Below are 22,770 nucleotides of genomic sequence, written 5' to 3'. Positions count from 1 at the left end.
TCAGTCTCCGGCGGAGAGCATGGCTTCCCACAGTCGGGTGAACTCCGGCAGCGTCTTGGCCACGGTGCCGGCGTTCTCGATGATCAGTCCCCGGTTGCGCAGGGCGAGGATCGCACCGGCCATGACCATGCGATGGTCATGGTAGGTGTGCCACAGAGCAGGGCGGAGATCCGCGGTCCCGGTGATCGTCAGCGCGTCGGGGTGTTCGACGACGTCGACGCCGATGTCCCCGAGCTCCTTGGTCAGAGCGGCCAGACGGTCGGTCTCGTGTCCGCGCAGATGTCCGATTCCGCGCAGATGCGAGGTTCCCTCGGCCAGGGCAGCCAGGGCCGAGACCACCGGCGTCAGCTCGCCGACCGCGGACAGGTCGAGATCGACCGCGTCGAGAGTCGACGGTCCCCGCACGTGCAGACCCTTGCGGTCCAGGGCCGTCTCAGCGCCGAAGGCCTCAGCGATGTCGCGGAAGCCATCACCGGCCTGGGTGGTGTGCACCGGCCAGTCGGCGATGGTCACCGAGCCGCTCGAGGCCAGGGCGGCCGCGGCGAAGGCGGCGGCGTTCGACAGATCGGGCTCGACCGTGACGTCGAGTCCGCGCGGCAGACCCGGTTCGACGATCCAGCGCTCGGGTTCGGGCTCGCTGATGTCGACCCCGGCGACCTGGAGGACTTCGATCGTCATGTCCACATGCGTGCGACTGGGCACCGGTCCACCGGTGTTGACCAGTTCGAGGCCCAAGGGCATGACCGGTGCGGTCAGCAGCAGTCCGGAGACGAACTGGCTCGAAGCGCTGGCGTCGATCTCGAGATGGCCGCCGCGCAGCTGCGAGGAGGCATGAATGGTCAGCGGCAGCAACCCATCGGTCGAGGTGATCTCGGCACCGAGACTGGACAGCGAATCCACGGTCACGGTCATCGGCCGCACCCGCGCCTGCTCGTCACCGTCGAGGACGACCTCGCGCCCGGTGAGCGCGGCCACCGGGGGCACGAAGCGCATGACGGTTCCGGCCAGTCCGCAGTCGATGCTGATCGGCTCGGTCGAGTTCGCCCGATGGGCCGACGATGCCGCCTCGGACAGGTCGATCGGTTCGATGTGGAGCACATCGGCGTCCTCTTCGATGACGGCACCGAGCCCGCGCAGGGCTTCGATCATCAGCAGCGTGTCACGACTGCGCAGCCAGCCCTTGAGGTCGGAGTCGGACTGGGCGAGGGCGGCGAGGATGAGGTACCGGTTCGTCAGCGACTTGGATCCGGGCACGGAAACGGTGGCAGTGATGCCGGATGCGGCGGCCGGTGCCTGCCAATCACCGGCCGCGGGGAGTGTCTCGGTGGGGATGTCAGTCAACTCCGAGCGCACTCAACGCCTGCTTGGAGGTGTCTTCGACGTTCGACCACAGGTCCTCAGCGGCATGCTGGGTCCTCCACCACAGTCCGGGACGGCCGGCGGTGTCGACACTGGCCAGAAGGGCTCCGCCGAGCATGGATGTGCGCTGCAGGGTGCGTTCGGTGCGGGCCTTCTTCTCTTCCTTCGATGTCGCCTTCTCCGCGGCCAGGCGCTCACCGACGGTGTCGAGCAGGTAGGTGCCGACGAGGATCGAGGCGCTGATGCGCGGGAAGCGTCCGATCGCCAGCAGCGAACCGGCCGCAACCTGGGCGACGCCGGTGGCGCGGGCCAGAGTCGTCGCGTCCACGGGCACATCGATCTGTTTGCGAGCCTGGTTGAGCAGGGGACCGACCGAAGCTGCCGCAGGCTCGGGGCGGCGCAGTCGGTCGACGCCGTTGAGGATGTAGCCGGCGGCCAGCATGGGCCGTGCGATGAAGCGGATGGGAGACACTGTGGTCCTTCCTACGTGGCGGGCATCTCACTGGCAAGCATAACCGCTGTTCGGGGAATAGTGGGACCTCGGTCCGATGTTGCACAGGTGAAGCCGAAAGGCGGGTGAGCCCCGTCGCGAATCGACAGGCAGAAGGAGTTGTCCATGAGCGCGACTGCCGTCCTCGAGAGAACGGGCGTATCATTGACTGCGATGACCGAATCAGTCAAGGAAGTCCCCGAGACGGCCGCCGAGAGGTCGGAGCGTTTCGAGCGCGACGCTTTAGAATACGTCAACCAGCTGTATGCGGCTGCGTTGCGGATGACTCGCAATCCCGCCGACGCCGAGGACCTCGTCCAGGAGGCCTATGCGAAGGCCTATGCCGCTTTCCACCAGTACAAGCCGGGCACGAACCTCAAGGCGTGGCTGTACCGGATTCTGACCAACACCTTCATCAACAACTATCGCAAGAAACAGCGCCAGCCGAAGGAGCACGGCAGCGAGGACATCGAGGACTGGCAGATCGCTCAGGCGGACAGCCATTCCTCCTCCGGAGGTCGCTCCGCTGAGCTCGAGGCGCTCGATCACCTGCCCGACACCGACGTCAAGGACGCGCTGTCGGCGCTGCCCGAGGACTTCCGCATGGTCGTCTACTATGCCGACGTCGAAGGGCTGCCCTACAAGGAGATCGCCGAGATCATGGAGACACCGATCGGCACCGTGATGTCTCGACTCCATCGTGGGCGCCGCCAGCTGCGGGAGATGCTGGCCGACTACGCGGCCGAGCGCGGTTTCGTGACCCCTCAGGGAGGTGCGAAATGAGCGACGAGGAATGCTGCGAAAGCGTCAGGACCGAGTCCCTGATGCGCATCTACCACTACCTCGACGGTGAGCTGACGACCACGGAGATCCGTGAGATCTCGGTCCACCTCGAACAGTGCCCCTCATGCCACGACGAATACGAGATCGAGGCCCTGCTCAAGGAACTGGTGCGTCGGTCCTGCAGTCAGGACCGGGCGCCGATGGGACTGCGTGAGAAGATCCGACAGCGGATCGCTCTCGAGCAGACGACCTGGCCCGGGGCCTGAGACGGCGGAGAGGTCTCACCCGGAGACGGAGCAGAGACAGATGACGAGGGCGGGAAGAGGAACGAATCCTCTTCCCGCCCTCGTCATCTGGGCTGACTGAGTCAGTCCATCACCGACCGCCAGCGCCCGGGCGCTTGCCGTGATTGGCCTTGTTATGACGGCGGTCGCGACGTTTACGGCCACGCTTGCTCATGGTGCCCTCCTTCAATAGACGGTTCATTCTCTCATGATCGCCGGACCAGGGCAAAGCCGCTTGAAGCGGCCGCCCCGGGCGTCTGCTCTCCCTGTCGGCGAGAAGTCTTCGGACTCAGCCGTCGCCGAGGACGTCCTGGACTCCCAGCCAGTTGAACCAACCGCGATGGAGGACCAGCCAGGCCAGCAGACCGTAGCCCTCCTGCGCGGGCAGGTGGTCTCGCGAAGACGCGACCTCGCGCTGCCAGACAGGATGGCCGAGCAGGGGAGTGAACGCATCGACGTAGGTGATTCCCCGTCTCTTCGCGACATCGGAGAAGCTCGTATTGAGCTCGGCGATGCGACGATTGCGATCCCCATCGTGCTCGGGCGGTGGGCCCAGCACGAACGTCGAGACCTTCCGAGCCAGCGCTTCGTCGAGGACATTGGCCACATCGAGTCGAGCGCGGGCCACCGAACGTCCCGTGTCGAGGTCACCCGAGCCCAGGGCCAGCACCAGGCGATTGTCACCGTCGGGGGTGAACCTCAGCGATGCCTCGGCGATGGTGCGGTCATGGAGACCGGCGGAGTCCTCGGCGGGAACGGCCAGCGGATAGACCTTGAGATCGGGCAGGCTCGGCAGGGTCCGGGCCGTGACCCGACCGACCCACCCGAGGCCACGGCCATCGCCGTGGCCGGCGACCAGGGGCCCTCCGACCACGGCGATGGTTGTGGTGACGCCGCTGCTCACCGGCTGAGGATCCGGTCGACGAGTTCCTTCTGCTGGACCTCGTGGATGTGCTTGAGCCCGGTCGAGGTGGCCGCAGAGGCCGGACGCGAGGTCACGGTGAGCTCACGGCCTCCGAGCAGCTGAGGCAGGTGCAGGGCCATGAACGGCCAAGCGCCCTGGTTCTCCGGCTCGTCTTGAGCCCAGACGATCTCGGCATCGGCCGGGTAGCGGTCGAGTGCGGCGGTGATGGCCTCCTCGTCGAGCGGATAGAGCTGCTCGAAGCGGATGAGTGCCGTCTTCGTGTCGTTCTCCTTCTCGCGCTTGGCCTTGAGCTCCCAATAGAGCTTGCCGGACACGAGCACGACCCGGTCGACCTGACCGGCATCGACTTCGCCGTCGTCGATGACCGCCTGGAACCGGCCCGAGGTGAATTCCTCCGGCGAGTTCGCCGCGGCCTTGGCCCGCAGCATCGACTTCGGGGTGAAGACGATGAGCGGACGCTTGTTCGTCGTCTTGGCGTGGCGGCGCAGCAGGTGGAAGTACGAGGCTCCCGACGAGGGCTGGGCCACGGTCATGTTCGACTCCGCGCACAGCTGCAGGTAGCGCTCGATGCGCCCCGAGGAATGGTCGGGTCCCTGTCCCTCGTAGCCGTGGGGCAGGAGCATGACGACACCGGAGTTCTGCTGCCACTTCTGCTCGGAGGAGGAGATGAACTCGTCGATGACCGTCTGCGCACCCTGCGCGAAGTCACCGAACTGTGCCTCCCATGCCACGAGGGCGTCCTTGCGCTCGACGGAGTAGCCGTACTCGAAGCCGACGGCGGCGTACTCGCTCAGCAGCGAATCGTAGACCCAGAACCTGGCCTGATCCTCGGTGAGGTTCTGCAGGGGTGTCCACTCGTTGCCGTTGACCGAGTCGATGAGCACGGAGTGGCGCTGGACGAAGGTCCCGCGGCGCGAGTCCTGCCCGGCCAGTCGCACCGGCACACCGTCGATCAGCAGCGAGCCGAAGGCGATGAGCTCGGCGAAGCCCCAGTCGATGCCGCCCGAGAGCGACATCTCCTTGCGCTTCTCCAGCAGCGCCCGCAGCTTCTTGTGGATCGTGAAGCCCTCGGGCACCTCGGCGAAGACCTCGCCGATGCGCTGGAGCGTCTCGGTGCTGATGGCCGTTTCGACATCGTTGAAGGTCTCGATGTCGCTGGGCTCGTAGGGAGCGTTGAACGCCTCGCCGTCGTAGGGGCCGGTCTCGGCCTCCTTGGTCTCGGCGAACGCGGACTCCAGCTTCGACTGGTAGTCCTTGAGGGCGTCGGCGGCTTCGTCGTCGGTGATGCACTTCCTGCCGACGAGCGATTCGGTGTAGAGCTTGCGCACCGAACCCTTCTTCTCGATCAGCGAATACATCGTCGGCTGCGTCATCGAGGGGTCATCGCCCTCGTTGTGGCCGCGGCGACGGTAGCAGACGAGGTCGATGACGACGTCGCGGTTGAATTCCTGACGGTATTCGAACGCCAGGCGCGCCGCACGCACGACCGCCTCGGGATCATCGCCGTTGACGTGGAAGATCGGGGCGTTGATCGACTTCGCCACGTCCGTGCAGTAGAACGACGACCGCGCCGAGGCGGGGGGAGTGGTGAACCCGACCTGGTTGTTGATGATCACATGCACGGTTCCGCCGGTGCGGTAGCCGCGCAGCTCGGAGAGGTTGAGCGTCTCGGTGACCACGCCCTGACCGGCGAATGCGGCATCGCCGTGGACGAGGACGGGCAGCACTGTGAACCCGGACTCGCCCTGGTCGATGAGGTCCTGCTTGGCGCGCACGATGCCTTCGAGGACCGGGTCGACGGTCTCGAGGTGGCTGGGGTTGGCTGCGACGTAGACGCCGGTGGTGTTGCCCGACGGCGAGGTGAACGAACCCTGCGTGCCGAGGTGGTACTTGACATCGCCGGAGCCCTGCACGCTGTCGGGGGACATGGTGCCGTCGAACTCGCGGAAGATCTGTGCGTAGGACTTGCCGGCGATGTTCGTGAGCACGTTGAGGCGCCCGCGGTGGGCCATGCCGATCGCGACCTCGTCGAGTCCGGTGTCGGCCGACTGGTTGAGGATCTCGTCGAGCAGGACGATCGCGGACTCTCCGCCTTCGAGGCTGAAGCGCTTCTGCCCGATGTACTTCGTCTGCAGGAAGGTCTCGAAGGCTTCGGCGGCGTTGAGTCGACCGAGGATGTGTCCCTGCTCGGAGCGGGTCAGCTCCTGGTGGGGGACCTCGATCTTCGACTGGAACCAGCGTCGCTGCACGGGGTCGGCGATGTGCATGTACTCGAAGCCGATGGTGCGGCAGTAGCTCTCACGCAGCAGTCCGAGGATGCTGCGGAAGGGCATCATCGCCTTGGCGCCGAATCCGCCGGTGGGGAACTCGCGTTCGAGGTCCCACAGGGTCAGACCGTGCTGGTTGATGTCGAGATCCGGGTGCGAGCGCTGCCGGTAGACCAGGGGATCGATGTTGGCCATGAGGTGACCGCGGGTGCGGTAGGCATCGATGAGTTCGATGACGCGCGCGGTCTTGTTGACATCGTCCTGGTCCTCGGCCGAGACATCGGGAACCCAGCGCACCGGCTCATACGGCAGGCGCAGGGACTCGAAGACGTCGTCGTAGAAGCCGTCCTCGCCCAGCAGGTAGCTGTGGACGAGCTTGAGGAACTCCCCGGAGCCCGCGCCCTGGATGACCCGGTGGTCATAGGTCGAGGTCAGGGTCAGGACCTTGGACACAGCCAGCGAGTTGATGGTCTGCTGGCTCGCGCCCTGGAATTCGGCCGGGTAGTCGAGGGCTCCGACGCCGATGATGCAGCCCTGGCCCTTGGTCAGGCGCGGCACCGAGTGGACGGTGCCGATGCCGCCGGGGTTGGTCAGCGAGACCGTGGTGCCGGCGAAGTCGTCGGCGGTGAGCTTGCCCTTGCGCGCCTTGTCGACGAGGCCGTCGTAGGCGTCGACGAACTGGCGGAAGGTCAGCGTCTCGGCCTTCTTGACGTTGGGCACGAGCAGCGTGCGGGTGCCGTCCTTCTTCGGCACGTCGATGGCCAGGCCGAAGTTGATGTGGGCCGGTGAGACCATCACGGGCTTGCCGTCGCGGACGTCGTAGGAGACGTTCTGCGAGGGGAAGTTCTGCAGCGCCCGGATGACGGCATAGCCGATCAGGTGGGTGTAGGAGACCTTCCCGCCGCGGGTCCGCTTGAGGTGGGAGTTGATGACGATGCGGTTGTCGATGAGCGCCTTGGCAGGCAGCGCCCGGACCGAGGTGGCGGTCGGGACTTCGAGCGAGTCATCCATGTTCTTGGCGATGAGCTTCGCAGGGCCGCGCAGAGGAGTGATCGTCTCCTCCGGTGCGGTCTTCGGGGCGGTCTCCTTGACGGTGACCTGGGGGACGGACTTCGTCTCCGCCTTCAGGGTCTCGGACTCCGCCGATGACGGAGAGACGCCGCGCAGGTTCTCCCGTGCGGCGGGCGGTGCCGACGAAGCCGTGGCCGGAGCCTCGGACTTCGCAGCAGACTTGTCGGCCGCCTTCGCAGCGGGCTTGGCAGCAGCGGTCTGGGAGCCGCCGCTGTTCTTCTCGTACTTGTCGAAGAACGGCCACCAGGACTTGTCGACCGAGTTCTTATCTGACTTGTACTGCTCATACAATTCCTCGACCAGCCACTCGTTGGACCCGAAGTCTTCAACGGTGCGGTTCGGAGTATTGACGGACACGGCGCTGATCGCCTACTTCCTGATTCAAGACTTGCTGCTTAACGACAACTCCCAGCCTAACGCGATGTGCCCCGCAATGTGCACATAAGCGACAATAGTGTTATGCGTTTCATCTCAAAAGACCCGAACAGTGATCTGACCTACTCCGATGTCTTCCTCGTCCCGAGCTCATCTTCGCTGACGTCCCGGTTCGACGTGGACCTGACCACGACGGATCCGACAGGTTCGACGACGCCCCTCGTGGCCGCGAACATGACCGCCGTGTCCGGACGGCGGATGGCCGAGACCATGGCTCGCCGAGGCGGGCTGGCGGTGCTGCCTCAGGACATCCCCCTGACCGCGGCGAGGGACACCATCTCCTGGGTGAAGAGCCGTGACCGGATCTTCGAATCGGCACTGCGGTTCTCCCCGCACGACACGGTGCTCAACGCGCTGCATGTGCTGGCCAAGCGTCCGCACGGCTTCGGGGTCGTCGTCGACGCCGACGGTCGGCTCGAGGGCATCATCGATGCGGCGGGTCTGCGCGATGTCGATCGCTTCACCGCCGTGTCCGAACTCCTCGATTCCTCGCCCCATGTCATCCGCGCCTCCGAGATCGACTGGACCGATGGCAGCCAGCTCGAATCGCTGTTCGAGTCCATGACCGAATCGCGCGCCGAGTTCGCCGCTGTCGTCGATGACGAGGACAGGGTGCTCGGGGGTCTGACACCGAAGTCCCTGCTGCGTTCGTCGATCTACACCGCCAACGTCGACGCTCACGACCGACTCAAGATCGCCGTGGCCATCGGCGTCAACGGTGCCGCGGTCGAACGGGCCGCCGCACTGGTCGAGGCCGGGGCCGATGCGCTCGTCGTCGACACCGCCCACGGGCATCAGGCGAAGATGATCGAAGTGCTGTCGGCGATCGCCGACGCCGACCTCGGAGTGCCGATCGTGGCCGGCAACGTCGTCACCGCCGAGGGCGTGTCCGATCTCGTGGCCGCCGGAGCCCAGATCGTCAAGGTCGGGGTGGGTCCGGGTGCGATGTGCACGACGAGGATGATGACCGCGGTCGGTCGCCCGCAGTTCTCCGCCGTGCTCGAATGCGCCGAGGCGGCCCGGGAGCTCGGCGCTCATGTCTGGGCCGACGGGGGAGTCCGCTACCCCCGCGACGTCGCTCTGGCATTGGCGGCCGGGGCTTCGCAGGTCATGGTCGGCTCCTGGTTCGCCGGCACCCACGAATCCCCCGGAGACCTCCTCGTCGACGGTCAGGGGAGGAAGTACAAGGAGAGCTTCGGCATGGCCTCGGCACGTGCTGTGGCCAATCGCACCCGTTCGGAATCGGCGTTCTCCCGGGCACGGAAGGGACTGTTCGAAGAGGGCATCTCCTCGTCGACCATGTACATCGACCCCCAATCGCCTGGGGTCGAGGACCTGCTCGACTCGATCACCTCGGGTGTGCGCAGCTCCTTCACCTATGCCGGGGCCCGGAACCTCGAGGAATTCGCGCGATTGGCCGCGGTCGGGATCCAGAGTGCGGCCGGTTACGAAGAGGGCAGGCCGCTGGCCGGAAGTTGGTAAGATCTCTGCATGCACAGTGAAAGTCCCGGCCGGCGGGAAGCCGGCGCCTCAGACGACGACCCTCACCCCGGAAGGGTCGGTCCACTCATTCACGTGATTCGGCGAGCCGTGATCGGTGGGGGTCGCCGCTGATGGAATGGCTGTTCCTCGCTCTCGCTGTGTTCCTCATCTTCGGCACCGGCGTGTTCGTCGCGGCCGAGTTCTCACTGCTCACACTCGATCGGCACACCGCCGATCAGGCCGTCGAAGCCGGCGTCGTCGGGGCGAAGACGCTGCGGCGGTCGATGACGCACCTGTCCACCCAGCTGTCCGCGGCACAGGTCGGCATCACGATCACCACGCTGTTGACCGGCTATCTCATGGAACCGTCACTGGGCAAGCTGCTGGCTCCGGTGTTCGAGGCCTGGGGCGTCGGTCCCGGCCTCGCCGCTCCGCTGGCCCTGACGATCGCCCTCATCGTCTCCACTGTGGGCTCGATGATCTTCGGCGAGCTCGTGCCCAAGAACCTCGCGATCGCGGTTCCCTTGGCCACCGGACGGATCGCCGCACCGGTGCAGTACGTGTTCTCCATCGTGTTCAAACCGGTCATCGCCGCGCTCAACGGCACAGCCAACAAGATCCTCATGTCGATGGGCGTCGAACCGCAGGAGGAGGGCTCCGTGGGACGCTCGCCCGAGGAACTGACGTCGCTGGTCAGGCACTCCGCCGAGGAAGGGGTGCTCGACGAGCAGACAGCCGATCTGCTCGAGCGGACGCTGAGCTTCTCCGAACGCACGGCCGAGGATGTGATGACGCCGCGCACGCGCATGTCGACGGTGGGCAAGGACACCACCGCGCGTCAGATCATCGAACAGGCCCGGGAGACCGGATTCTCCCGCTTCCCCGTGGCCGAGGAGGACAAGGACCACATCGTCGGCGTCGTCCACGTCAAACAGGCCTTCGCCGTTCCCCCTCCCAACCGTGACGACGCCTATGCGGGCGGACTGATGACCGAGGTCAAGGAGATCCCGGAGACGCAGACGCTCGATCCTCTGCTCATGGAGCTGCGGGCCACCGGTCTGCAGATGGCCGTGGTCGTCGACGAGTTCGGCGGCACCGCGGGTGTCGTCACCCTCGAGGACGTCGTCGAGGAACTCGTCGGCGAGGTCGCCGACGAGCACGACCGGATGCGGGTGGCCGCCCGTCCGGCCCGCGACGGTTCGTGGATCGTGCCCGGACAGCTGCGTCCCGACGAGATCTCGTCGACGATGGGGATCACCATCCCCGAGGACTCCGACTACGAGACCTTGGCCGGCTTCGTGCTCAAGGAACTCGGACGGATCCCGGAACCCGGTGACCAGGTGTCGACCGACGACGCGCTGATCCGCGTCGAGCGGATGCACGGTCGACGGGTCGAGCGCCTGCGGGTGGTGCTGCGCGCCACGGACGCGGATGCCTTCGACGCGGGAGGTGAGAGCCTGTGAGCTCCGATTGGTTGGGACTGATCTGGCTGGTCGTGCTCCTGCTGGGCAACTCCTTCTTCGTCGGCGCCGAGTTCGCTGTGGTCGCGGCCAAGCGCTCGCAGATCGAACCACGTGCCGCCGAGGGCTCGGCCGCGGCCAAGACCGCGCTGTACGCGATGGAGCACGTGTCGCTGATGCTGGCGATCTGTCAGCTCGGCATCACCGTGTGCTCGCTGCTCCTGGGCAATGTGGCCGAACCGGCCATCCACCACCTGCTCGCCGGCCCGCTCGAGGGGCTCGGCATCCCCGCGGGACTGTCATCGACGATCTCCTTCGTCCTCGCCCTCGGCGTCGTCACCTACCTGCACGTGGTCATCGGCGAGATGGTGCCGAAGAACCTCGCCCTGGCAGCCTCGGGCCAGGCTGTGATGCTGTTGGCGACTCCGCTGGTGTTCCTCGCCCGCGTCTTCGGCTTCGTCATCCGTCCGCTCAACGGATTGGCCAACGGGATCCTCCATCTGTTCAGGATCGAGGCCCGCGACGAGGTCAACGAGGCGTACACGATCGAGCAGGTCGAATCGATCGTGGCGGAGTCGAAGCGCGAGGGGCTGCTCAATGACGACACGGGTCTGCTCAAAGGTGCCCTGGAGTTCAGCGACAAGACCGCCGCCGACATCATGGTCCCGATGTCCGAGCTCGTCACGATCTCGGACGAGGTGACCCCGAACGAACTCGTCACCCTGGTCGGCAAGACAGGATTCTCGAGGTACTTCGTCGTCGGCGGGGACGGATATCCGCGCGCGTATCTCCACATCAAGGACGTCCTCTACGCCGACACCGATGACGCCTTCGACGCCCCGGTGCAGAGCAAGCGCTTCCGCCCTCTGTTCACCGTCACCGCCGATGACGAAGTCGAGGAGGCGCTGGCGCAGATGCAGAAGGTCGGAATCCATGTGGCCAGGGTCATCGATGCGCAGGCGCAGGTGCTGGGTCTGCTCTTCCTCGAGGACGTGCTCGAAGAGCTCGTCGGCGAGGTCCAGGACGCCATGCAGCGGGGGCGTTTCGACTTCCGCCGCTGATTGACATCGCCGTCCGGCACCGGTGGTCCCCGGTCGGGGACCCCGGTGTCCGATGACCTCGGCGGGCCGACCACGACGTCCGACAACATTTGTAACGGATGATAACGAAACGTTGTTTCGCGCCTTCCCGAATAGGTCATCTGTAGTGTTTTCTGGCCCTCCGAAAATGACGAACGCCCAGGTCACACGCGGTGCATGACCGAGAAGTGACATTCTGTAACGATGTCGTTATAGTGTTGTGACATCAGCCATTTGGGGCGCCCGCATCCGGGGCCCGCCGCACAGCTACAGCCAACAGTATGGAGCACTATGTCGAGTGAGCTCTCGACCGCCGAGGCGCCGCAGGTCCGCCGTCGCGATCTGCGCAGGCAGAACCGGGCCTCGTCGCACTTTTCGACGATCCTCAACAATGTGCCGAAGTCCTCGCCGCGCAGCGACGAAGCCGCCGAACTGTCTCCTCGGCGCGCGGCCATGGCCGCCGAGGCGCGTGCCGCAGCCGGTTCGCCGCGTCGGGCCGCGATGGCCAGGGAGGCTGCGCAGGCGCAGTCTCAGATGATGACTCCCGCCGCGCGCACCTCGACACTGGCCGCCGCTCAGCTGGGCAGGCGCGGCTCGGACGGTTCGCTGCTGCGTTCGGTCCGCCGACGCCAGGTCACGACCTTCTCCGCCCTGGCCACCGTGTCCGTGACCGGCACCGCCATCGCTGCGGTGATGGTCGCCGGGAACCTCAGCGGCAAGCAGGAGGTCAAGGTCGACGACTCGGCCGCCCAGTCGCAGCCGCGAGCGATCAACGCCGAATCCGTCTCTGCCGACATCGCCGTCGACAAGGACGACAAGACGTCGATGACGATCGGCGCACCGAGCGCCAAGCAGACGAAGGTCGAGGCCGCCTCGCGGGCGATCACGAAGACGGTTCTGCCCGGCTGCGATGGTGAGGCGCCCAAGGGTGAGGCCAGCAACGGCGAACTGCCCGATGAATGGCTGTGCGAGATCGGTGTCGGAAACCACAAGCTGCGCACCGATGCCGCGGTCGCCTTCGCGAAGATGAACGCGGCGTTCAAGAAGGACACCGGAAAGGACCTCGCCGTCACCGATTCCTACCGCTCGCTGGAGTCGCAGGTCTCCGTCGCCGCCCGCAAACCGGGCTTCGCCGCTCGTCCCGGCACCTCGAACCACGGCTGGGGCCTGGCACTGGACCTCGGCGGGGGAACCCAGACCGGAAGCGGCGAGCAGTACGACTGGCTGGTCGCGAACGCGAGCGAGTACGGCTGGGAGAACCCGGACTGGGCCAAGCGGAACTCCTACGAGCTCTGGCACTGGGAATACGTTCCCGGACGCAAGGACATGAAGGGCGCCTGAGCCCTCCGAACCTGTGCTCGGCAGGCGCTTCAGCGCTGCCGGAACCGAGCCCGACAAACCGCGTGCAATCGATTTCCGATTGCACGCGGTGTCGTTTTGGGAGGCACCGGAGAACGGTGGTAGCATTGCATCCGTTGCCCGCGTAGCTCAGTGGATAGAGCGTCTGCCTCCGGAGCAGAAGGTCGTAGGTTCGAATCCTGTCGCGGGCACCACACCACCGCCCATCTCAGCAGCTGAGGTGGGCGGTTCTGCGACTCCGGCCCAAGTGGTCGTCGACTGGGCCAGCATCTAAGGTAGTCGGAGACGATCCCAGAACTGCGATAAGAGGCCCGTATGTCGAACTCCTCCGATGAGACCGGTCGTGCGGCCACAGCCGCCGGTCAGGTCCCAACCGGTGAGGCCGCCGACGACTCCGGCATCGTCCTTCGGGCGAAGGGCCTGCGCAAGAGCTTCGGCCGGGCGGACACGGCTGTCGACGCCCTCGACGACATCAGCGTCGACTTCGAATCCGGTCGCTTCACCGCCATCATGGGCCCCTCGGGCTCGGGGAAGTCGACCTTCATGCATGTGCTGGCCGGACTCGACCGCGTCGACTCCGGGTCGATCATCATGCGCGGGAAGGACATCACCCGGCTCAACGACCGTCAGCTAACCCAGCTGCGCAGAGACCGCGTCGGCTTCATCTTCCAGGCATTCAACCTCGTCCCGACGCTCAGCGCCGAACAGAACATCGAACTGCCCGTGTCCCTGGCCCGGAAGAAGATCGATCGGCAGTGGAAGGACGAGGTCGTCGAACGCCTCGAACTCGGCGACCGCCTGCAGCATCGACCGCATGAGCTCTCCGGCGGTCAGCAGCAGCGCGTGGCCGTGGCGCGGGCCCTGCTGACGAGACCCGATGTCATCTTCGCCGACGAACCCACGGGCAACCTCGACTCCCATGCCGGCGCCGAGGTGCTGTCCCTGCTCGGACGCGCCACGACCCTGTACGGACAGACGATCATCATGGTCACCCACGACCCGATGGCAGCTTCGCACGCCCACCGGGTCGTCCTGCTCAAAGACGGACGGGCCACCGGGGAGGTCCGGCAGCCCACCCGGGACAGCGTGGTCACCGCCCTGAGCGAATTGAGCGCTCTGTGATCGCTGTCGCTCTGGCGCAGATCCGGATCCATTGGGCGCGCTTCCTGGCGATCGGCCTCGGAATCGCCCTGGCGGCAGGGTTCGTCGCGACGACCCTCATCATCAACTCCTCCCTGCAGAACAGCCTCGAGAACGCTGTCGGCCGATCGTTCTCCCACGCCGATCTCACGGTCATCCCCGGCAAGGACGTCTTCGTCGGCGGAGACGAAGTCGCACCCCTGCTCGGTCCCATGTCCGACATCGACGGGGTCCACACAGCATCGCTGTCGGCGCGAACCCTGACCACAGGGCGTGGGACATCGTTCTCCGAGAGCTCCTTCGCCCTGTCTCCGGTGCCGGCCGATGCTCACCTGGACTCCTTCGACCTCGTCTCCGGTCAGCGGCCGAATGCTCCCACCGATCTGGTTCTCGACGCGTCCACGGCCGAGGACCTCGGGGCCGCAATCGGCGACGAGATCCGCTTCACGGTCGATTCCGTCCCGGTCGAGACCGGCGACGACGACACGCCGATCTACCGCGGACCGAGCCACAGCAGTGTCACCTTCACGGTCGTCGGCCTCGCCGAGATGGGGGAGGACCCGGCACTGCCGGGAGCCAACCGAGCGCTGACGACCGCGTCGGGCTATCAGGAGTACTTCGCACAGCAGGGCGATGTCATCGCCATTCAGATCGCACTCGATGAGGACGCGAACGCGGCAGAGGTGCGCGAACGGCTGCAGTCGGTCATCGACTCCTCGGACCTCGACGGCAGCCTCGATGCACTCACCGTCGACGACGCCGTCGACGTCAAGACCGACCGTCTCTCCGGAGGCAACTCCGTGATCACTGCGCTGCTGCTCGGCTTCGCCGGGATCTCGGTCGTCGTCGCCATCCTCGTCGTGTCGAACACGTTCTCTGTCATCGTGGCGGGCCGTCGCCGCGAACTCGCGCTCCTGCGCTGCCTCGGCGCCTCTCGCGGTCAGATGTACGGTTCGGTCGTCGCCGAGGGGCTCTTCGTCGGCCTGCTCGGCTCCGTCTTCGGAGTCCTCGCCGGGATCGGAGTCAGCCGCGGCCTGATGCTGGCGGCTGTGCGCTACTGGCCCGAGGAGTTCCCCTACGACACCCTCACCGTTCCCGTCTCAGCGCTGCTCACCGGCATCGGAGTCGGGGCGCTGCTGACGATCCTGGCGACCATTCGCCCGGCCCGCAGCGCCATCGCCGTGACCCCGTTGGAGGCGCTCCAGCCCTTCGACGTCTCCTTCACCCCGTCCACACGCAACAGGCCCCGGCAGATCATCGGCTTCGGCTGCATCGCCGTCGGCGTCGGACTCGTCATCGCCTCCCTCTACGCGGTGTCGGGCGGGCAGGAATGGATCATCGGCGGTGCCCTCGGAGGGGGACTGCTCGTCACCGGGCTGGTCATCAGCTCATCGCAGATCATCCCGCCGATCGTCGGCTGGATCGGCGAAGTGCTGTTCAGTCCCTGGGGACTGCCGGGGCAGCTGGCGACCCTGAACACGCTGCGCAATCCCCGGCGCACGGCGACCACCGCCACGGCGCTGATCATCGGTGTGACTCTGGTCGCGACCATCCTCGTGGGCGGAATGTCGACGAAGGCGACGCTCGGCCATGGTCTCGACCAGCGCTACCCGGTCGATGTCTCGGTGCCGCTGTCCGGCATCGTCGACGATGATACGCTGGCACAGGTGCGGGAGATCCCCGGGGTGGCCCACGCCGTGACCGCCCACCGCGCCGAGGCGGTCGAGGACTTCAAGGGAGAGCGTCCCGAGATCTATGTCATCGATCCCGAAACCGCCTCGACCGTCCTCGGCGACTCCGCTGCCGACCTCGTGCCCGGTCGGGTGGTCGTGCCCGAGGACTACTCCGATGCGACGGTGCGGATCAAAGGCCTCAACGAGATGAACGTTCCCGTGCACAGGGAGGGCCTGTCGAGTCTGGCGTTCTTCACCACCCCCGAGGTGGGCAACAGCATCGGAGTCTCCGCGACCTCGACGTCCGTGCTCGTCCGCCTCGACGAGGACGTCGACGTCGATGAGATCGACCGCATCCAGCAGTCCGTGGCCGAAGCCCTCGACGTGTCCAGCGACGAGGTCGGAGGATCCGCCGTCGCCCGCGGTGTCTATTCCGAACTCATCGACGTCATGCTCGCCGGGGCCGTCGGGCTGCTGTTCGTCTCCGTCCTCATCGCCCTCATCGGGGTCTCGAACACCGTCAGCCTCTCCGTCATCGAACGCAGGCGGGAGAATGCGCTCATGCGTGCCCTGGGACTGAGCATCGCGCAGCTGCGGTCGCTGCTGGCGCTGGAAGCCGTGCTCATCTCCTCGGTGGCAGCGCTCGTGGGCCTGATCCTCGGCACCGGACTGGGAATCGTCGGCACCCGACTGCTCACCTACGGCTACTCCACCGACCTCATCGTCGACTTCTCCGTGCCGGCATTCCTCGGCATCCTCGGCGTCGCGATCGTGGCCGGCATCCTCTCCGCTCTGGCGCCGGCTCGTCGGGCCGCGCGCCTGTCCCCGGTCGAAGGGCTCAAACTCGACTTCTGATCCGCGCTGCTGCGATCTCGTAAGCCGGTCTCCTCAGACCCGACCCCGCACGGCGGCGGGCGGGTGTTCGTCTGATAGGAAAGAGACCATGGACTCTGCGCGGACACGCATTCTGATCATCGTCGGAATCGTCATCGCCGCATTCAATCTGCGACCCGGCGTGACCGGACTCTCACCCCTGCTCGACGCGATGGGCGAGGAGATCCACCTGAGTGCGACGTTCCTGGCCATCATCGGCATGCTGCCTCCGCTGCTGTACGGTCTCAGCGGCTTCATCACCCCACGGCTCTACACGCGCTTCACCGACCTCGGACTGACGCTGGCGGCGATGCTCATGGTCACCATCGGCCTCGGCGTTCGGGCCGTGATCGATTCGCCACCGGTCTTCCTCGCCCTCAGTGTGCTCGCGCTGCTGGGCATGGGCATCGGCAATGTCGTCCTTCCACCCCTGGTGAAGTCGTACTTCCCCGACCGGGTGGCGCTGATGTCGACCGTCCATGTCGGTCTGCTCCAGTTCGGCACCTTCATCCCGCCTCTCGTCGCGGTTCCCCTGGCCACCGGATTCGGCTGGCGCGGCTCCCTGCTCGTCTGGGCCGGGTTCGCCGGTCTCGGCGTGACCGTGTGGCTGCTCCTCCGCCTGCTCCGTCCGGCCCCGGCGGTCGAGGTGGCCGCCGCGGTCGTCGGCGGCAGCGAACTCGCCCGGCTCATGCGCAGCAAGCGGGCGTGGGCGCTGATGACGATGACGGGGCTGACCTCATTCAACAACTTCATCCTCTTCACCTGGCTGCCGACGCTGCTGACACGCTCAGGGTTCGATGCGGCCTTCGCCGGTGCGATGCTCGCCCTGGTCACCGCGATCCCGCTCGTTCTCGGGTTCGTTCTTCCGACCCTGGCACAGAAGCTGAGCTCGGCCTATCCCATCGTGGTCGGATTCTGCCTCAGCCTGGCCGTGGGCTACATCGGACTGTGGCTGCTTCCGACGGCGGCTCCGGTGCTGTGGACGGTGCTGCTGGGCATCGGGATCTCGACCTTCCCGCTGGCGCTGACGCTGATCACCCTGCGTGCTCGCGACGCGGATTCGGCGGCGTCCCTGTCCGGGTTCGTCCAAGGCGGCGGCTATCTTCTGGCAGCCACAGGACCGCTGATCTTCGCTTTTCTGATTCAGAGCTTCGATGGCCTGTGGCCCGCCTTCGCGGTGGTCCTGGCCTCGGTGGCGGTCAAACTGCTCGTCAGCCGTGCCGCCTGCCGCCCCGGCTCGATCTGATGAGCCCTGCGTGCTTCCGCCAGCGACCATCGGCGCGCTGGCGGCTGGCGCCTCCGGCACACGTCCGGCTGCGGCAGGCTTCCGGCCGCCGCGTCTCGTCATGAGAGCGAAGATGACGACAGATTCGTCCTCGCCCCGCGGCTCCGAGTACTCTGTTCGAGTGACCCCCGAAGACTTGCAGACCGCTCTTTCGCGCGCTTTGGCGCTGGCCGCAGACGGTCTCGCGGCACCGGGTGCCGCCGAAGCCCCGGTCGAGGTCGTTCCGCCGCGGCGTTCGGAGCTCGGGGACTGGTCGACGACGGCGGCCCTGCGTGCCGCTGCCCGACCCTCGAGTCGGCTCGACCTGGCCGAACACATCTGTGCTCACCTGCGGTCGCTGCCCGAAGTGGCGTCGGCCGATATCGCCGGCCCCGGCTTCGTCAACATCACCATGACCCCGGCCGCACGGGCACAGGTGGCACTCGACATCATCACCGCGGCCGATGCGGTGAGCGAGCCGACCCTCCGGTCGGGCAGCCTCGGCGATGCGGGATCCCTGCCGGCGGGCCGCGTCGTCGCGGACACCGGCCAGGTGGCATCCGTCGATGCGTCCGCGGTCAGGCCGCTCCAGCTCGGCCACGCCGCGGTCTGCCGGGAAGAACGGCGCGCGCACGCCGCCGGCATCACGACCGAGCAGGTCGATGCTTCGAGCCTCGCACACCCCACCGAGGTGCGGCTGCTCAACGCACTGGCCGCGATCCCCGCCGCCCTGGACCGGTCTCGACGTCGCAAACGAGGCGAACCGCTGCTGACCGGGCTGAGCGAAGTCTCCGCCGCCATCGAGGACTGGCTGGGTCATTGCCGGGTGACGCCGACGATCGATGAGGACATCACCGCCAGACACGCATCACGGCTCGTCCTCGCCCGAGCCGCCATCATCGTCCTCGCCGCAGGACTACGACAACTGGGCGCTTCGGCGCCGGAGAGGATCTGATGCCCGCACATATCGCAGGTACGCTGCACGCGACCCCGGCCCCGGTGTGGCTGCCCTACCCCGATGACGTCAATGCGCTCCTGCCGAGCCTGTGGTCGGACAACGTCACCAAGACCGATGACGGGGTGCTCACCATCGCCGGCCGTTCGGTGACCGAACTCGCCGCCGAATACGGCACCCCCACCCTGATCATGGACGCAGCCGACTTCAGGTCCCGCGCCCAGGCCTATGCCTCGACCTTCGCGAACGCCTTCTCCGCTGAGAAGGGACTGGCCGGAGCCGATGTCTACTATGCGGGCAAGGCCTTCCTGTGCACCGCGGTGGCCCGCTGGGTGCACGAGGCCGGTCTCGGCCTCGACACCTGCTCTCTGGGGGAGATGATGGTCGCTCGCACCGCCGGGGTCCCCGGCGACCGGGTGGGCCTGCACGGGAACAACAAGTCGGTCGCCGAACTCGAATACGCCCTCGACTACGGGGTCGGGCGGATCTTCGTCGACAGCCTCGACGAGATCGACAGGCTCGACACGATCGCCGGGGCCACGGGAGTCCTGGCCCCGGTCATGCTGCGAGTGACCGTGGGCGTCGAGGCACACACCCACGACTTCATCGCCACCGCCCACGAAGACCAGAAGTTCGGCCTGTCCCTGGCCGACGGAACCGCGGCACGCGCTGCGCAGAAGGTCGCCGACTCCGCCCATCTGCGCCTCGACGGCCTCCACTCGCACATCGGCTCGCAGATCTTCGACATCTCCGGCTTCCAGGTCGCCGCCGCCCGGGTGCTGGGCTTCCGCGCCGAGGTCATGGCCGAACACGGCATCGATCTGCCCGAGGTCGACCTCGGCGGCGGCTTCGGCATCCGGTACACCTCACAGGACACCCCGATCCCGGTTGCCGAGATGGCGACGGAGCTGGCCGCGGTGGTGGCCAAGGAGTGCCGCGGTCTGGGAACGAATGTCCCGCGGATCTCGATCGAGCCCGGCCGAGCCATCGTCTCCCCGGCCGTGTTCACCCTCTACGAGGTCGGCACCGTCAAACAGGTGAGCACCGACAGCGGAATCCGCACCTATGTCGCCGTTGACGGAGGGATGAGCGACAATATCCGCACCGCCCTCTACGACGCTGACTATTCGTGCACCCTGGCCAACCGAGCCTCGAGCGCGGAACCGGCGATCGTGCGCGTCGTGGGCAAGCACTGCGAATCCGGCGACATCATCGTCCGGGACGAGTACATGGGCGCCGATGTCACCGCCGGCGACCTCGTCGCCGTTCCCTCCACCGGCGCCTACTGCCGCCCCTTGGCCAGCAACTACAACCACATCCCCCGGCCGGGAGTGCTCGCCGTCGATGCCGATAGAGTTGAGTGGATCGTCCTGCCCGAGGATCACTCGCAGATGTTCGCCACCGATCCGGGGATGGCCGATGGCGGGCCGAGCAGCAGATGAGCGTCAACGACAACAGCGGAAAAGGTGAGGATATGCAGGCATTGAAGGTTGCCATGCTCGGATGCGGAGTCGTCGGCACGGAAGTCGCCGCACGGATTCAGAACCGCGCAGACGGCCTGGCCGAACGCATCGGGGCGCCACTGGAACTCAACGCCATCGTCGTCCGGGACGCATCGCGTCCCCGTTCGGGAATCGACCCGAACCTGCTGACCACCGACGCCGAGGCGGCCATCGCCGACGCCGATATCGTCGTCGAGCTCATGGGCGGGATCGAACCGGCTCGATCGCTCATCACCGCGGCCCTGCAGCAGGGGTCCTCGGTGGTCACGGCGAACAAGGCGCTCCTGGCCGCCAGCTACGGTGAGCTCATGTCCGCCGCCGACGCCGCCGGTGTCCGCCTCGAGCACGAAGCGGCCGTGGCCGGAGCCATCCCCATCATCCGCCCCGTCGGCGACTCCCTGGCCGGTGACCGGATCGAGAGGATCATCGGCATCGTCAACGGCACCACGAACTACATCCTCGACCAGATGGATTCCGAGGGCTGGGACTTCGAACGGGCCCTGACCACAGCGCAGGCGCTCGGCTATGCCGAAGCCGATCCGACCGCCGACGTCGGCGGACACGATGCGGCCGCGAAGGCGGCGATCCTGTCGTCACTGGCCTTCCACGCGCCCGTGTCGATCGACGACGTCCACGTCGAAGGCATCGAGGGCGTGACCTCCGAGATGGTCGAGACCGCCCGCGATCAGGGCTTCGTCATCAAACTCCTCGCCGTCTGCGAACGCGTGGCCTCCTCACCGACCGGTGCCGGGCTGTCGGCCCGCGTCTATCCCGCCCTGATCGACCGCAATCACGCCCTGGCCTCGGTGCGCGGGGCCTTCAACGCGGTCTTCATCGAAGCCGAAGCCGCCGGAGAGCTGATGTTCTACGGCCAAGGAGCCGGGGGAGCCCCGACCGCCTCAGCGGTGCTCGGAGACATCGTGTCCGTGGCCCGGCGCAAGGTCCTCGGCGGACGCGGACAGTACGAGCGTCCCTTCCACGAGGACTCCCGCATCCTGCCGATCTCCTCGATCACGACCCGCTACCACATCACCCTCGACGTGGTCGACCGTCCCGGCGTGCTGGCAGCGGTCTCCGAGGTCTTCGCCGACGAGGGCGCGTCCATCGAGCTCATGCGCCAGACGGTCGGCGATGTCGACGACGACGGCGTCCAGCACGCCAAACTGGTGCTCGCCACCCACTCGAACACCGACTCGACTCTGAGGAAGACGGTCGATCGACTCATCGACCTGTCCGTCGTCCATGCCGTCAAATCCGTGATCCGCGTAGAAGGACAGTGAGAATGAATTACCCCAGACACCAGTGGCAGGGCGTTGTCGAGGAGTATCGGAGTCTGCTCGACGTCTCCGAATCCACCCCGGCCGTGACCCTCGGCGAAGGTGGGACACCGCTGATCAAGGCGGATCGGCTCAGCGAACGCATCGGCGCCCAGGTGTGGGTGAAGTACGAAGGGCTCAACCCGACCGCCTCGTTCAAGGACCGTGGGATGACGATGGCGATCACGAAGGCCGCGGCCAATGGTGCCAAGGCCGTCATCTGCGCTTCGACGGGCAACACCTCGGCGTCGGCGGCGGCCTATGCCACGAAGGCCGGACTGACCTGTGCCGTGCTCGTGCCCAGCGGCAAGATCGCTCCGGGAAAGATGAGCCAGGCCATCGCCCACGGTGCCGCACTGCTCGAGGTCGACGGCAACTTCGATGACTGCCTCACACTGTGCCGCAAGCTCTCGGAGTCCTATCCGGTCCACCTCGTCAACTCCGTCAATCCCGATCGCATCGAAGGACAGAAGACTGCTGCCTTCGAGGTCGTCGACGTGCTCGGCGATGCCCCCGACGTCCACGTCCTTCCCGTCGGCAACGCCGGCAACATCACGGCCTACTGGAAGGGCTACAACGAATACCGGGAGCGGGGAGTCGCGAAGAGGCTGCCGCAGATGTGGGGATTCCAGGCCGCCGGAGCCGCACCGCTGGTGCTCGGACACCCGGTCGACGATCCGGACACGATCGCGACCGCGATCCGCATCGGCAACCCCGCCAGCTGGAGTCAGGCCGAAGCGGCCCGTGACGGATCCGGCGGCTTCATCGACTCGGTCACCGACGACGAGATCCTGCTCGCCCACAGATTCCTCTCCCGCGAAGAGGGCATCTTCGTCGAACCCGGCTCGGCCGCCTCGGTGGCGGGACTGCTCAAGACCGCCGACGCAGGCAGGGTTCCTGACTCCGCGACGATCGCCGTGACCGTGACCGGCCACGGGCTCAAGGATCCGTCCTGGGCGCTGCACACAGCAGACGGCTCCGAGATCGAGACCCAGCGGGTCTCGGTCGACGCCGTCAGCGCTGCCCGGGCCCTGGGCCTCGAGGACAGCTGAG

17 protein-coding genes and 1 tRNA gene are annotated in these 22,770 nt (G+C 66.7%); 14 read left to right on the top strand and 4 right to left on the bottom strand.

The window, feature by feature from the left end; translation table 11 throughout:
* Complete coding sequence (gene aroA / locus IG171_RS08285) at window positions 1-1,341, bottom strand: 3-phosphoshikimate 1-carboxyvinyltransferase (RefSeq protein ID WP_212131196.1); 1,341 nt, start codon at window positions 1,339-1,341, stop codon at window positions 1-3.
* On the bottom strand, window positions 1,334-1,831 hold the full coding sequence (locus IG171_RS08280) for a DoxX family membrane protein (RefSeq protein ID WP_212131195.1): 498 nt from the start codon (window positions 1,829-1,831) through the stop codon (window positions 1,334-1,336). The genes aroA and IG171_RS08280 overlap by 8 nt, the downstream gene beginning before the upstream one ends.
* 192 nt (window positions 1,832-2,023) lie before the next feature.
* Between IG171_RS08280 and IG171_RS08275 the strand changes: the two genes are divergently transcribed.
* Entirely contained in the window at window positions 2,024-2,632 is a 609-nt protein-coding gene (locus tag IG171_RS08275) for a sigma-70 family RNA polymerase sigma factor (RefSeq protein WP_212131194.1), read from the top strand.
* On the top strand, window positions 2,629-2,898 hold the full coding sequence (gene rsrA, locus IG171_RS08270; protein ID WP_212131193.1) for a mycothiol system anti-sigma-R factor: 270 nt from the start codon (window positions 2,629-2,631) through the stop codon (window positions 2,896-2,898). Before IG171_RS08275 ends, rsrA begins: the two co-directional genes overlap by 4 nt.
* A 307-nt stretch (window positions 2,899-3,205) precedes the next feature.
* On the opposite strand, the gene IG171_RS08265 is transcribed toward rsrA, so the two are convergent.
* Together IG171_RS08265 and IG171_RS08260 are read right to left on the bottom strand one after the other, a co-directional pair.
* Window positions 3,206-3,820 (bottom strand): GDSL-type esterase/lipase family protein, encoded by a 615-nt coding sequence (locus IG171_RS08265; RefSeq protein ID WP_212131192.1) that lies wholly within the window; start codon window positions 3,818-3,820, stop codon window positions 3,206-3,208.
* The gene (locus IG171_RS08260) at window positions 3,817-7,536 is read right to left on the bottom strand and encodes a multifunctional oxoglutarate decarboxylase/oxoglutarate dehydrogenase thiamine pyrophosphate-binding subunit/dihydrolipoyllysine-residue succinyltransferase subunit (RefSeq protein ID WP_212131191.1); all 3,720 of its coding nucleotides are present in this window, start codon (window positions 7,534-7,536) and stop codon (window positions 3,817-3,819) included. The genes IG171_RS08265 and IG171_RS08260 overlap by 4 nt, the downstream gene beginning before the upstream one ends.
* A gap of 102 nt (window positions 7,537-7,638) precedes the next feature.
* Between IG171_RS08260 and IG171_RS08255 the strand changes: the two genes are divergently transcribed.
* The 12 genes from IG171_RS08255 to thrC all read left to right on the top strand — a co-directional run bounded on the left by IG171_RS08255 (window position 7,639) and on the right by thrC (window position 22,769).
* On the top strand, window positions 7,639-9,096 hold the full coding sequence (locus IG171_RS08255; protein WP_212131190.1) for a GuaB1 family IMP dehydrogenase-related protein: 1,458 nt from the start codon (window positions 7,639-7,641) through the stop codon (window positions 9,094-9,096).
* Between the two features lie 131 nt (window positions 9,097-9,227).
* Window positions 9,228-10,559 (top strand): hemolysin family protein, encoded by a 1,332-nt coding sequence (locus IG171_RS08250; RefSeq protein WP_212131189.1) that lies wholly within the window; start codon window positions 9,228-9,230, stop codon window positions 10,557-10,559.
* Window positions 10,556-11,617, top strand: coding sequence for a hemolysin family protein (locus tag IG171_RS08245; RefSeq protein ID WP_212131188.1), 1,062 nt, complete (start codon window positions 10,556-10,558; stop codon window positions 11,615-11,617). Before IG171_RS08250 ends, IG171_RS08245 begins: the two co-directional genes overlap by 4 nt.
* Window positions 11,618-11,926: 309 nt before the next feature.
* Window positions 11,927-12,976, top strand: a complete 1,050-nt coding sequence (locus tag IG171_RS08240) for a M15 family metallopeptidase (protein ID WP_212131187.1) — start codon at window positions 11,927-11,929, stop codon at window positions 12,974-12,976.
* A gap of 136 nt (window positions 12,977-13,112) precedes the next feature.
* Window positions 13,113-13,188, top strand: a tRNA-Arg gene (locus IG171_RS08235).
* A gap of 121 nt (window positions 13,189-13,309) precedes the next feature.
* On the top strand, window positions 13,310-14,116 hold the full coding sequence (locus tag IG171_RS08230) for an ABC transporter ATP-binding protein (RefSeq protein ID WP_212131186.1): 807 nt from the start codon (window positions 13,310-13,312) through the stop codon (window positions 14,114-14,116).
* Window positions 14,113-16,662, top strand: coding sequence for an FtsX-like permease family protein (locus IG171_RS08225; protein ID WP_212131185.1), 2,550 nt, complete (start codon window positions 14,113-14,115; stop codon window positions 16,660-16,662). The genes IG171_RS08230 and IG171_RS08225 overlap by 4 nt, the downstream gene beginning before the upstream one ends.
* Before the next feature lie 88 nt (window positions 16,663-16,750).
* Window positions 16,751-17,926: an MFS transporter gene (locus tag IG171_RS08220; RefSeq protein ID WP_212131184.1), complete on the top strand. Its 1,176-nt coding sequence runs from the start codon at window positions 16,751-16,753 to the stop codon at window positions 17,924-17,926.
* A gap of 160 nt (window positions 17,927-18,086) precedes the next feature.
* Entirely contained in the window at window positions 18,087-18,899 is an 813-nt protein-coding gene (locus tag IG171_RS08215) for a DALR anticodon-binding domain-containing protein (protein WP_212131183.1), read from the top strand.
* Complete coding sequence (gene lysA / locus IG171_RS08210) at window positions 18,899-20,341, top strand: diaminopimelate decarboxylase (RefSeq protein ID WP_212131182.1); 1,443 nt, start codon at window positions 18,899-18,901, stop codon at window positions 20,339-20,341. Before IG171_RS08215 ends, lysA begins: the two co-directional genes overlap by 1 nt.
* Window positions 20,338-21,681: a homoserine dehydrogenase gene (locus tag IG171_RS08205; protein ID WP_249204193.1), complete on the top strand. Its 1,344-nt coding sequence runs from the start codon at window positions 20,338-20,340 to the stop codon at window positions 21,679-21,681. The genes lysA and IG171_RS08205 overlap by 4 nt, the downstream gene beginning before the upstream one ends.
* Window positions 21,682-21,683: 2 nt before the next feature.
* Complete coding sequence (thrC, locus tag IG171_RS08200) at window positions 21,684-22,769, top strand: threonine synthase (protein WP_212131181.1); 1,086 nt, start codon at window positions 21,684-21,686, stop codon at window positions 22,767-22,769.
* Window position 22,770: the final 1 nt, after the last annotated feature.

The sequence above is a fragment of the Brevibacterium sp. SMBL_HHYL_HB1 genome, assembly GCF_018208375.1.
Taxonomy (GTDB): Bacteria; Actinomycetota; Actinomycetes; order Actinomycetales; family Brevibacteriaceae; genus Brevibacterium; species Brevibacterium intestinavium.
The sequence above is the reverse complement of the archived record's forward strand: the minus strand, read 5'-3'. Positions and strand labels throughout refer to the sequence as shown.

What these genes read in the sequence shown, in the direction of transcription:
- IG171_RS08275 (WP_212131194.1), top strand. Translation starts at nt 2,024, where the DNA reads ATGACCGAATCAGTCAAGGAAGTCCCCGAGACGGCCGCCGAGAGGTCG.
- rsrA (WP_212131193.1), top strand. Translation starts at nt 2,629, where the DNA reads ATGAGCGACGAGGAATGCTGCGAAAGCGTCAGGACCGAGTCCCTGATG.
- IG171_RS08255 (WP_212131190.1), top strand. Translation starts at nt 7,639, where the DNA reads ATGCGTTTCATCTCAAAAGACCCGAACAGTGATCTGACCTACTCCGAT.
- IG171_RS08250 (WP_212131189.1), top strand. Translation starts at nt 9,228, where the DNA reads ATGGAATGGCTGTTCCTCGCTCTCGCTGTGTTCCTCATCTTCGGCACC.
- IG171_RS08240 (WP_212131187.1), top strand. Translation starts at nt 11,927, where the DNA reads ATGTCGAGTGAGCTCTCGACCGCCGAGGCGCCGCAGGTCCGCCGTCGC.
- IG171_RS08230 (WP_212131186.1), top strand. Translation starts at nt 13,310, where the DNA reads ATGTCGAACTCCTCCGATGAGACCGGTCGTGCGGCCACAGCCGCCGGT.
- IG171_RS08220 (WP_212131184.1), top strand. Translation starts at nt 16,751, where the DNA reads ATGGACTCTGCGCGGACACGCATTCTGATCATCGTCGGAATCGTCATC.
- lysA (WP_212131182.1), top strand. Translation starts at nt 18,899, where the DNA reads ATGCCCGCACATATCGCAGGTACGCTGCACGCGACCCCGGCCCCGGTG.
- IG171_RS08205 (WP_249204193.1), top strand. Translation starts at nt 20,338, where the DNA reads ATGAGCGTCAACGACAACAGCGGAAAAGGTGAGGATATGCAGGCATTG.
- thrC (WP_212131181.1), top strand. Translation starts at nt 21,684, where the DNA reads ATGAATTACCCCAGACACCAGTGGCAGGGCGTTGTCGAGGAGTATCGG.